The organism is uncultured Campylobacter sp., from assembly GCF_938045465.1.
Classification (GTDB): domain Bacteria; phylum Campylobacterota; class Campylobacteria; order Campylobacterales; family Campylobacteraceae; genus Campylobacter_B.
Genome location: NZ_CALIBF010000008.1, coordinates 1 through 10,791 on the forward strand (window position 1 = coordinate 1; position 10,791 = coordinate 10,791).

10 protein-coding genes and 1 CRISPR repeat array are annotated in these 10,791 nt (G+C 39.7%); of the genes, 7 read left to right on the forward strand and 3 right to left on the reverse strand.

Features of this window, described 5'->3' with window-relative positions; genetic code table 11:
* From cas7b to cas1, 6 genes are all read left to right on the forward strand, one after another.
* Positions 1 to 839: type I-B CRISPR-associated protein Cas7/Csh2 (cas7b, locus tag Q0413_RS00495; protein WP_298986188.1), on the forward strand; the 839-nt coding region annotated here is incomplete at its 5' end.
* On the forward strand, positions 840 to 1,553 hold the full coding sequence (gene cas5, locus Q0413_RS00500; RefSeq protein ID WP_298986190.1) for a CRISPR-associated protein Cas5: 714 nt from the start codon (positions 840 to 842) through the stop codon (positions 1,551 to 1,553).
* Entirely contained in the window at positions 1,543 to 3,720 is a 2,178-nt protein-coding gene (gene cas3 / locus Q0413_RS00505; protein ID WP_298986191.1) for a CRISPR-associated helicase Cas3', read from the forward strand. Before cas5 ends, cas3 begins: the two co-directional genes overlap by 11 nt.
* Positions 3,720 to 4,217 carry a Dna2/Cas4 domain-containing protein gene (locus Q0413_RS00510; protein ID WP_298986193.1) on the forward strand — a complete coding sequence of 166 codons (498 nt, stop codon included), beginning with the start codon at positions 3,720 to 3,722 and terminating at the stop codon, positions 4,215 to 4,217. The genes cas3 and Q0413_RS00510 overlap by 1 nt, the downstream gene beginning before the upstream one ends.
* Positions 4,218 to 4,225: 8 nt before the next feature.
* Positions 4,226 to 4,504 carry a CRISPR-associated endonuclease Cas2 gene (gene cas2 / locus Q0413_RS00515; protein ID WP_005869129.1) on the forward strand — a complete coding sequence of 93 codons (279 nt, stop codon included), beginning with the start codon at positions 4,226 to 4,228 and terminating at the stop codon, positions 4,502 to 4,504.
* A 16-nt stretch (positions 4,505 to 4,520) separates the two neighbouring features.
* Positions 4,521 to 5,519 carry a CRISPR-associated endonuclease Cas1 gene (gene cas1 / locus Q0413_RS00520; protein ID WP_298986196.1) on the forward strand — a complete coding sequence of 333 codons (999 nt, stop codon included), beginning with the start codon at positions 4,521 to 4,523 and terminating at the stop codon, positions 5,517 to 5,519.
* Between the two features lie 388 nt (positions 5,520 to 5,907).
* Positions 5,908 to 6,395: a CRISPR direct-repeat array (repeat unit 30 nt; unit sequence GTAGAATTCCATCCCGTTGGGAATTGAAAC).
* 637 nt (positions 6,396 to 7,032) lie between these two features.
* On the opposite strand, the gene Q0413_RS00525 is transcribed toward cas1, so the two are convergent.
* The 3 genes from Q0413_RS00525 to ppk2 all read right to left on the reverse strand — a co-directional run bounded on the left by Q0413_RS00525 (position 7,033) and on the right by ppk2 (position 9,023).
* Entirely contained in the window at positions 7,033 to 7,167 is a 135-nt protein-coding gene (locus Q0413_RS00525; RefSeq protein ID WP_005869088.1) for a hypothetical protein, read from the reverse strand.
* Position 7,168: 1 nt separating this feature from the next.
* On the reverse strand, positions 7,169 to 7,414 hold the full coding sequence (locus tag Q0413_RS00530) for a helix-turn-helix transcriptional regulator (RefSeq protein ID WP_040303199.1): 246 nt from the start codon (positions 7,412 to 7,414) through the stop codon (positions 7,169 to 7,171).
* 706 nt (positions 7,415 to 8,120) lie between these two features.
* A complete protein-coding gene (ppk2, locus tag Q0413_RS00535) occupies positions 8,121 to 9,023 on the reverse strand; it encodes a polyphosphate kinase 2 (RefSeq protein WP_298986197.1) in 903 nt (300 codons plus the stop codon).
* 108 nt (positions 9,024 to 9,131) lie between these two features.
* Between ppk2 and Q0413_RS00540 the strand changes: the two genes are divergently transcribed.
* On the forward strand, positions 9,132 to 10,791 hold a 1,660-nt coding region (locus Q0413_RS00540), incomplete at its 3' end, for a protein-disulfide reductase DsbD domain-containing protein (RefSeq protein ID WP_298986199.1).

Consider the following 10,791-nt stretch of genomic DNA (forward strand, 5'->3'; position numbering starts at 1 on the left):
TTAGCATAGACGATGAGACGGGTATAGCAGAAGTTACTGATGTACGTATAAAGCGAACAATTAGAGATGAAATTATGAAAAAAGACGAAAGTACGATTTTCATTAAAGAGTATAAAAGAGATGAAAATATCTTAGATTGCAAAAGCGCGATACGTGAAGTAATTAACGTTAAGCAAGAAAAAATCGAGATAGAAAAAGAAATTTTATCTAAATTTATTGATATTCGCGCATTTGGTGGAGTTTTGCCGATATCGGATAAAGACGAGATGAAAAAAGAAGGCATAAAAACAGCCGGAATTCAATTTGTTGGACCCATTCAGTTTAGAATGAGCAGATCGCTTCATAGAGTTGCGGTAGAGCATATAAAAGGCACCGGCGCATTTGCAAGTGGTAGCGATAAGGCGAATAAAACGTTTAGGGAAGAAGATTTTTTAAATTATGCAATGTTTGCAACTTACGGAATAGTGGATAATCATAGTGCAAAGATTACGAATTTGAGCGAAGATGATGTGAAAGTGATTTTAAGCGCGCTCTGGAGTGGGACTAAAAATTTAATTACTCGCACGAAAATGGGTCAAATGCCTAGATTTATGCTAGTAATTACATATAAAAATGATACTTTCGCTGGAGATTTAAATAACTGTGTGGCTATAAATAGTAGCAAAGAAGATGTGGAGATAAGAAGTATAAATGATTTTACGATTGATTTTTCTAGATTAAAAGCTAAACTTACCAGATACGCGCAAGAGATCGAAAAAATAGAGTATATGAGCGATTTTGACTTCGAGCAAAATAACAGATCACAATTTGATAGTAATTGGATAAAAATAGGATTTTAAATGGATATAATAGCTTTTGAGCTATCGGGAGATTACGCGCATTTTTCTCATCCGGCTACTATCTACTCGTCTCTTACATACCCAGTGCCGCCAAAGACTGCCGTAATGGGGTTTTTGGGAGCGATTATAGGTGAAATGAATTATTTTAAACTTAACGATATAGGTTATAGCGTTATTTTAAGTTCGCAATTTCGCAAAAAAACTATGATTTTTAACGGTATAAAATTTGCTCTATCGTCAAGTATGCATATCGAACAAGGCTATCAAGATTCTAGCGAGAAAAAGCAGTTTTATAAAGAGCTAATAAAAGATCCTAGATATGTCATATTCGTTGATTTAAGTGCTTTAAACGCTTCTTATAAAGAAAAGATAATCGACAGCTTAAAAGCTCATAGATGTATCTTTACGCCATATTTAGGTATAAATTTTTGTATAGCGGATTTTAAATATATTGAGATAAAAAATTGTGAATTGGTGCATGAAAAGGAAAGTTTTATAGATACGTTCGTTTTGATGGACGATTTTATATTTGATGCACAAAGCTTTGATATCAGACTTACTACGGCTCGAATGGCTTGCGGGTGCGAGGAGGGTCGAATTTTTAAGGATTTTAAAGATTTCGTTATCAAGCTAAGCGGCAATAGTCAAATCAAAGCAAAGAATAGAGGAAATATTTATCAAATAAATGACTACAAGGTCTACTTTGCAAAGTGAGCTGCTATCACATCCTAACAAACCACTAATAAAGCATATAACAAATATGCTTGCCGAAGCGGATAGTAGGCTTTTGCAATGCATTAAAATTTATCACGATATAGCTAAGCTAAAAACTAATTTTCAAATTTATATCAAAAATCCTACCGAAAAAATTGCAGATAAAAATCATGCTTTATTATCCGCCTACATATTTTTAATAAATTCAGAATTTAATGAGCTAGATACGGCTTTTGGATTTTTATCCATCGTATCACACCATGGAAATGTAGAAAATTTTTGTGAACTTACAACGCAAAATAAAAATTTCGGCAAATATTTTGAGAGCTCGAAAGAGCTAGACTTTTGGGATGAAGTCTTAGATAAAGCTTTAGGTTTAGAAATTTACAAAGATATTAAAAGCGATAAAAATGAGCTTTTAATTAAAGCTAAACATTTAAGAGAATACTTCAAATTTGCGAAAAAGAAGTTTGATTACGATGACTTTTTAAATTTCAAAGACATATTTTCGTCACTTATTTATAGCGACAAATATGAAGCTATTTTTAATCAAAGAATTCCTGCTTCTAAACCGGCGAATCCTAATACGATCGAAAAATATATCAAAGTCCTGGAAAATCGTAAGCCAAATGAAAAAAGAAGCGAGTTTAGAAAATTCGTTTTAAATAATTTCGATGTAAATCATAATCTTTTTACTTTAACTGCGCCTACGGGCTACGGCAAGACTTTGACTGCGCTAAATTTTGCCGCCAAATTTAATAAAGAACGTATTATTTACGTGCTGCCGTTTACGGCTATCATAGATCAAGTTTATGATGAGATAAAAGAGATTTTCAAAGACGATAAAAATATATTAATTCATAAAATTCATCACAAAACTACGATAGATGAAGGCACTCCGCAAGATCGCTATTCTAGAGTTAAATTTTTGATGGATTCCTTTAGCGGAGATATTAACGTAACTACGCTATATCAATTTATATTTGCACTCTTTGGAAACAAAAATAAAGATAGCGTAAAATTTAACCGATTAAAAAATAGTGTAATAATAATCGATGAGGCGCAGGCGGTACCGTATAAGTTTAGAGCGGATTTTATGAAACTTTGCGAGATGTTGGCGGAAAGATTTGGCTGCATTTTTATCTTTATGTCCGCTACGATGCCTATTGTTGATACGACTAAATTTAAAGAAATTTCAAATTTAGATTATTTCAAAGATCAAAATAGATACGTTTTAAAGTGGTTTGATGGCAATGAGAGTGCTTTAAAAGATAAGATTAAACAATCGACAAAAGGCAAAAATACACTAGTCGTCGTAAATACCATTAAAAAAGCGCAAGAGCTATTTTTGGAATTTTACGATGAATTTAAAGTTTTTTGCCTAAACGGATATATGTGCGACGATCACAAACGAAAAAATATCGAAAATATAAAAAATGCAATTGCTAAAAATAAAAATGGGCACGGTGATCCGATCTTGCTAATTTCTACGCAGTCTATCGAAGCTGGCGTGGATTTGGATTTTGATGTCGGATTTAGAGAGATAGCACCCATTAGCTCGATTATCCAAACTGCCGGTCGTATAAATAGAAATTTCACAGCTCTGGGAGAGTTATACGTATTTAACGATATTTGCGACTATTCCGATCTCATTTACGGTGATTTAAAACGCATTAGCGATAATATTTTGGTAAAAATTCTAAAGCAAAGGGATATCATCGAAAGCGAAATTTTAGATATTTCTAATAGGTATTTCAGCGCCATAAAGCAAAGCCTAGAGAGCTTATTTTTGGCGGAACAGATGCAAGAGCTAGGATTTTACGATATAAACGAAAAGGTTAGCGAGGCGATGGATGATAGGCTTAAAATTTTAGTAATAATTGAGCCAAAAGAAGATTATATTAAAGAATTTCAAAATGAAATTTTTGAAATCAATAGGCTTGATATGGATAAATTTAATAAGAAAGATATATTTACGAATACTATTAAGAAAATTAATAGATTTGGTGTAAATATCACAGAATTTGATGCAAAGCGTTTAAATATAAAGCGTATTGATGGGCTAAAAGATGTTTATTATTTACCATTCGGCGATACTTCATACAATAATAATTTCGGGATTAAAAAGGATGCCGCCTTAAATCTCAAGAATGAGTTTTTCGACTAATGTTTTGCAAAGACCAAATCACCGGCACGCTTGTGAATTATTACGTCACCTGTAAGCGCGAAGCGTGGCTTTACGGACACAATATTCACGCTAATCAGGAGGATGAAAACATGCTGATGGGCAAGGCGCTAGCGGATATCAAAGAGAACGGTTTGCAGGAATTCGCATTTTCAAATTTGAAATTCGACAAGCTTTCCAAGCAGCGCGGACATTATCTCATCACCGAATATAAAAAGAGCCTAAAAAATCCAGAAGCAGGCAAGATGCAGCTACTTTTTTATATCTATCTTTTAAAAACAGGCTTAAATTTAAAAGAGGTGAAAGGCAAGCTAATTAACGGCAAAACAGTCATAGCCATTGAGGATAATGCCGAAAATTTCACTAAAATCGAAACAATTCTAAACGACATTATCGCCCTTGTAAACGAGCCAAAGCCGCCTAAATTTAGCCCGCAAAAGATTTGCGAGAGTTGCGCTTATCGTGATTATTGCATTTAGGAGATAGAATGTATGCTATTTTATTTTACGATATTTCAAGCAGCGACGAAAAGGAGAAAAATAACGCTGCGCGCGTCCGAAAGGCGGTCGAGAAGTTTCTGCCTCGCGTGCAATTCAGCGTTTTCGAGGGTGAAATCAGAGCGAGCGATCTTAAAAAATTAATGGCGATTTTGCAAAAAGAATGCGCCAGCAAGCTTGATTCCGTGGTAATTTATACTTTTAATTCGCTAAAATATTCACAGCGCCTAGTCATCGGATGTGATAAAAACGAGGCAATATTCAGCTAAAATTTAAGGATAAAGTATGCAAAAATCGGATCGTACGCATTTTATTTTGAGCCCAGGCCGATTGCGCCGCAAAGATAATAATCTATATTTCGATAAATTTAACGACGAGGGCGGAATTTTAACTAGTAAAATTTTGCCGATTAACGCAATTGATGAAATTTATATTTTGGCGCGAGTAGAGCTTGATACTTATGCTATGGCATTTTTGGCCGATAATAACATTTTGCTGCATATTTTTAGCGCCTATCAGAGCTTTCGCGGCAGTTTTTTCCCGAACACTTCAAATTCTGTAAATAAAAGTGGCTTTGTGCTTTTGGCGCAGCTGCGGGCTTTTGACGATCTTTCTAAGCGCCTTTTTATCGCTCGCGAGATTACTCGCGTTCGCATCTTAAATGCAGCCATTAATTGCAAGGCTTATGGCGTCTCGCTCGATACTACGCCGCATCTGGATGCCCTAGCGCGCGTCTGCGACATAGCAGCGGTAATGGCAGTGGAAGGCGGCTTTGCCAAGCAGTATTTCGCGGCCTGGAACGAAATCATCGAGGATCAGCGCAGTTTTAAATTTACGACGCGCTCCAAACGCCCGTCGGCAGATAAAATTAATGCCCTCATTAGCTATGTAAATACGCGTATTTATAACGTCTGCCTCAGCGAAATTTACAAAACCGAGCTTGATCCGCGCATCGGCTTTTTACACGAGCCAAACTACCGCGCGTTAAGCCTGCATCTTGATCTTGCGGAGATTTTTAAGCCTATTTTAGGTGATAGATTAATTTTTGGAATGTTAAATAAACGCGAGATTACGGCAAAAGATTTTGAAACGGATGCGGGGCGTATTCGATTCGGTCGAGAAGCGGTGCAAAAGATCGAGCTAAAAATGATCGAGAAACTATCATCTTGCGCAAATGTAGCGGGACAGAACCTAACCTGGCGTCAAATCATCCGTCGCGAGGCAAATCAGATTAAAAAATACGTCTGTGAAGGCGTGCCTTACGAGAGGCTGGTATGGCGGTAGGTCTCAGGGCTTCGAGCTTAATTTATGCTTTTTTAATCTTAACTAGAATCACTTACGCCTATAGATTACGCCCTCTTAAAATGCATGTTTTTTGAAATAAATTTGATCTGAAGCACGGAACGGCGAACGAATTGGCTTTAAAAACACATATGTTTTTAAAATTTCAGCTTTTTATTATTCACACTTCTATTTTTGAATATCTTTATATTTAGATTTTAACATTTGCACTCACGATACATATAGATAGCGATAAAGTTGCTTTTAAGATTCTGAAATGCCTAATTTTGGGCATTGAGCAATCGGCGCTTTTTTAAATTTAGTCCATTTTAAGGCATAAAAATATATACTCCTAACACTTTCTACCTAGAAAAATGGCAAAATTCGTGCTGTAGAATTCCATCCCGTTGGGAATTGAAACCTACGTCATCGTCGTTATCGAGCCAGCGGATAACGTAGAATTCCATCCCGTTGGGAATTGAAACTTGCATACACCCGGTAACGAGGTGGATAAAGCATAGTAGAATTCCATCCCGTTGGGAATTGAAACAATTTCGGATTCTTTCGCCTCATTCCCGCAATCGCGCGTAGAATTCCATCCCGTTGGGAATTGAAACAACCTGATAATTTCTAAGACCATTTTTGCTCCTTGTAGAATTCCATCCCGTTGGGAATTGAAACAGCGTATCCATTAGCACCTTGCCGTATGTATCTACAAGTAGAATTCCATCCCGTTGAGAATTGAAACATCGTCATATCTAGGCTAGCATGACCTAGTATCTGTAGAATTCCATCCCGTTGGGAATTGAAACTTCTGCCACTGCATTTTATAGCGTCCCGCAGGAATGTGGAATAATTCTATCCTTTGGGAATTGAAACGCCTAAATGGGCTTATTGCACGATTTGCGTAGGCGGTAGAATTCATCTTGTTGAAATCAAAACGGATTTACGCGATACACCTTTTGCGGCAGGAATGGGTAGAATTCTCATCTCGCTAGAAAATTTAAAAGATTAGTTGTGGCTGGGATAAGATACAGCATGGGGTACTTATGTGAAATTTCATTCGGTTTCAATTTGCCCACCAAATATATTAAATTTATAGGTTACGAATAAAATTTTGAAGTTACTTATAGATTAAAATTTTAACGAACTGTATATTTGCCACAATATAAATAGATTTAAATGCAACTCATTTAATAGCAATTCAAAATATTTATAAAAATGCACGCTATGGATCTTAAAAGCTAGGTTAAAGAAGGAATTCCGCATTAATTTCAATTAAATTTACGCTACAAATTTAAGATCATGTGTCAAAGTTAGAATTTAAAATTAAATTAGATGATACCAAAGAGGCAGAAAGATAGTAAAATTTTTATAAAGCAGAATTCGCTAGCATCCTCTGAAACTGCAAAACAAAGAATATCGGCGTGCTCGTCATAAAAAGGAAAAATCATCTAAATTTAATGGATACTACCGCCTTTGCCACATAAAGTAAATAAATAAATGCCTCCGCCAGTTATTTTTTAAAATTTTTAAAAAATTTTTTCAAAAGCGCCTTGTAAAAGATCGCGAATTTCGACTCTTTTTTCTCATAAATCACGCGAAAAACGCCCTGCAGATCCAGCTTTTCTTGCAAAGTAATGTTTTGCACTCTACTCTCCTATAAGTTTTTTTATCTTATGCAGCACAAACGCAGCGTCGTCGCTATCGAGCTCGCACAACATCTGGCATATCGCGGTCGCAGCCTGCGGCTTGGTCGTACCCAAGCGCCAGTCCTGATACGTCCGCATCGACACGCCTAACCTCTGCGCCATCGCGGCGTGCGAGATCTTTTTGCCGTTATTTTTGGCTTCGACGGCATTGTGCAAAATGTTGAATATATCGCTCGTTTCTAACATATGAAAATTATACAAATTTATTCGTTAATTATACATAAAATCGTATAAAATGAATAAAAATCGTGTTATTCATAAGTAAAAATAGCAAAATACTTCGTTTATCCGTATGAATTATACAGAATACTGCATAAAATAAACATAAAATTTTATAAAATTTTGCATATTATGCCGTAAAGATGAACCGGCTTGCACAAACAGGCATCTTATAGAACGGCACATTAAATTTTAAACCGGGATAGAATGAAATTTTACATATCGAAGCTTTCGGGATTTGATTTTTTTGATCGGTTCCGGCAGCTATTACAAACAAGATGGAATTTTACCCTATGCCGAGCCATATCTGCCGGCACAAAGAGCGTTTCAATTCCTAATGGAATAGAATTCTACGGAAAGGCGGTGAATGCGGGATATGTGAGTTTCGCATTTCAATTCCCGTTGGGAATTGAAACTATGGGCGACAGCCGCAGAGAAAAGCAAGCGACGAGGTAGAATTCTATTCCATTAGGAATTGAAACGTGATATACTTCATCACGTAGCCCGTGGCGTTGTGTAGAATTCCATCCCATTAGATAGAATTTCAAAGAATCTTGAGGTACACAATCATAGAATCCAATGCATTTCTATATATTAGGAAATAAATCCCTAATGAGCAATTCCTAGCAAGTCTCCCTAGCAATTCTTAGCGAGTAATCTTCATTGGCAAGATTTAGCCCTTTTTCTTATCCTTCTTGTTCTTGCGGGAGGGGCTTTCCAGCTTGCGCCAAGCCTCGCTTTTTTGGCTATCCTCCATTAGGATTATCTCCCTGGCGCCGTTTCGCACGAGGTTTGGATCCACAGCAAGTTCCTTCGCGTCGATCTTTTCGGGATAGTCTATGCGCGAGAGTATGCAGCGGAAGGCGTTTAGCCGCGCGATCTTTTTATCGTTGCTATCAAGGATCGTCCACGGCGCAAACTCGGTATTTGAAGCGAGCAGCATCGAGTATTTTGCGAGCGTATATTGATTCCACAGTTCCTGCGATCTCGCATCCACCGGCGAGAGTTTGTACTGCTTCAGCGGGTCGGTACGGCGCGATTCGAAGCGTCTTTTTTGCTCCTCTTTAGAAACTGAAAAGTAAAATTTAAACAAAATTATCCCCGCACTTACCAAAAGCTCCTCAAATTTAGGCACTTGGCGCAGGAAATCTTTATGTTCGGCGTGGGTGCAAAAGCCCATCACTGGCTCGACCATCGCGCGGTTGTACCAGCTGCGGTCAAAGATCGCAATCTCGCCGCCGCTGGGTAGGTGCGCGACGTAGCGCTGGAAGTACCATTGAGTCTTTTCGACGTTGCTCGGCTTTTCGAGCGCTACGATGCGGCATCCGCGCGGATTTAGATGCTCGGTTAAACGCTTGATCGTGCCGCCTTTGCCCGCCGCATCGCGCCCCTCCATCAAAATCAAAATTTTTAGCCCCTTCTCTTTTACGAATTTTTGTAGCTTCAAAAGCTCGATCTGGTATCTCTCAAGCAGCGTTTCGTAGTCTTTGAACGAGATTTTTTCGTACTTTGAGCTTTTAAATTCTATCTCTTTCAGCGCTATTTCGCCTGTTTCGGTTTTGATTTCTTTGCTCATATCGCCTCCTAAAAATTTTGAGGAATTTTACAAAAAAGTTCTTTATATTACACTATAAATTCATACTTATTACGTTAGAATGTAGGAAAAAATTTCAAAGGATAAAATTTGATCAGATCGCTGATTTTGGCAACGTTTTTTCTCTTAGGTTTGGGCGCCGAGCCCCTAAAACCCTCCGATGCGTTCAAGCTTAACGCGGCGGTGCAAAGCGATAGCGTAACGTTAAGCTTTGATATCGCGGACGGGATCTATCTCTATCAAAACGAGATAAAAATTTTCATCGGCGGCGCGGAGGTGACGAATTTAATAAATCTGCCCGCCGCGACCGAATACAAAGATTATAAAATTTACGAGGGCAAATTTAGCATCGCCGTGCCTTTAGGCCTCGTGCTCGCAAATGCCGCAGATAGCGATGATTTCGTGCTTAACGGCGATTTTTTGGGCTGCACGAAGTCGGGCTTTTGCTACCAGCCGCAGCAGTTCGGCTTTAGCTTCAAGCGCGTGGTGGAGGGCTATCAGATCAGCAAAATTTCAAACTCCGAGCTGAAAAGATACCGAAGCGGCGTAAATTCCGCGCAGATTTCTGCCGCATACAGCGCACAAGGCGGGGCTGTAAATTTTAAAAGCAATGCCGCAGCTGCGAGCGCAGAGGCAAATTCCTTGGCAAACTCGCACGCAGCGGGAAATTCCGCGGCAAGCTCGGCGGAAAGCGCTACGGTAAATTCCGACGAAACCTCCGCGCAAAAAACTTCTCGCGGCGCAAATTCCATCTCCGAGCAGGATAAAATTTTAAACGTTCTTGGCGGCAAGAGCTTCATCGCGGCGATCGCGCTGTTTTTCGGCTATGGCGTGCTGCTCTCGCTAAGTCCTTGCGTCTATCCGCTCATCCCGATCCTCTCGTCGATCATAGTGGCGAAAACCTCCTCCAAGCCGAGCGCGAAAACGAGCCTCGCCGTAAGCCTTGCGTATATTTTTGGGATGGCGAGCTCGTATGCGATTTTAGGAGCTTTCGTGGCGGTTTTCGGGCAAAATTTACAAGGCCTGCTGCAAACTCCGCCCGCGCTGATCCTAACCTCGCTAATATTCGCCGTACTCGCGCTTTCGATGTTCGGATTTTACGAGATTCGCCTGCCTGTGCGCTTTCAAAACTTCTTAAATAGCAAAAGCGAAAAGAGCAGCGGTCTGATCGGAGTTTTTTCGATGGGGCTTATCTCGGCGCTCGTTGTATCGCCGTGCATCTCCGCTCCGCTTGCGGGCGCGCTCGTTTACATTGCGGGCAGCGGCGACATCCTGCTGGGCGCAGCGGCTCTTTTTGCGCTGGGGCTCGGAAGTGGCGCGCTGCTGCTTGTAGTTGGGCTTGGCGGCGCGCTACCGAGGCCCGGAGCTTGGATGGAGGCGGTGCCTAAAATTTTTGGCTTTTTGCTGCTTTTTACGGCGGTGTGGATTTCGCGCACGCTCATCGGCGAAAATTTAAGCCTGCTGATTTACGCGGTTTTAGGCGCGATCTTCGCAGGATTTTTGGGGCTATTTGACAGCGGCGCGGGCGGGATCAAGCGCGCTTTAGCCCTTGTGGTCGCTTTGTATTCGGCGCTGCTGCTCGCGGGCTTTGCCAGCGGTGCGAAAGATTTTTCCAGGCCGCTTGGTAATCTAATTCCGCAAAATGCGAGATATTTTGAGGGCGATTTGGGCGGCAAGGGCTTGCAGGCAGGTAAAATTTCTAGCGCTCAAAATTTTGGCGGCGCGCATTTTTCGTTTGTACGCGATCTGG

Coding starts and splice junctions, on each gene's coding strand:
- cas2 (WP_005869129.1), top strand. CDS start 4,226: ATGTATGCTATTTTATTTTACGATATTTCAAGCAGCGACGAAAAGGAG.
- Q0413_RS00530 (WP_040303199.1), bottom strand. CDS start 7,414: ATGTTAGAAACGAGCGATATATTCAACATTTTGCACAATGCCGTCGAA.
- Q0413_RS00510 (WP_298986193.1), top strand. CDS start 3,720: ATGTTTTGCAAAGACCAAATCACCGGCACGCTTGTGAATTATTACGTC.
- ppk2 (WP_298986197.1), bottom strand. CDS start 9,023: ATGAGCAAAGAAATCAAAACCGAAACAGGCGAAATAGCGCTGAAAGAG.
- cas1 (WP_298986196.1), top strand. CDS start 4,521: ATGCAAAAATCGGATCGTACGCATTTTATTTTGAGCCCAGGCCGATTG.
- cas5 (WP_298986190.1), top strand. CDS start 840: ATGGATATAATAGCTTTTGAGCTATCGGGAGATTACGCGCATTTTTCT.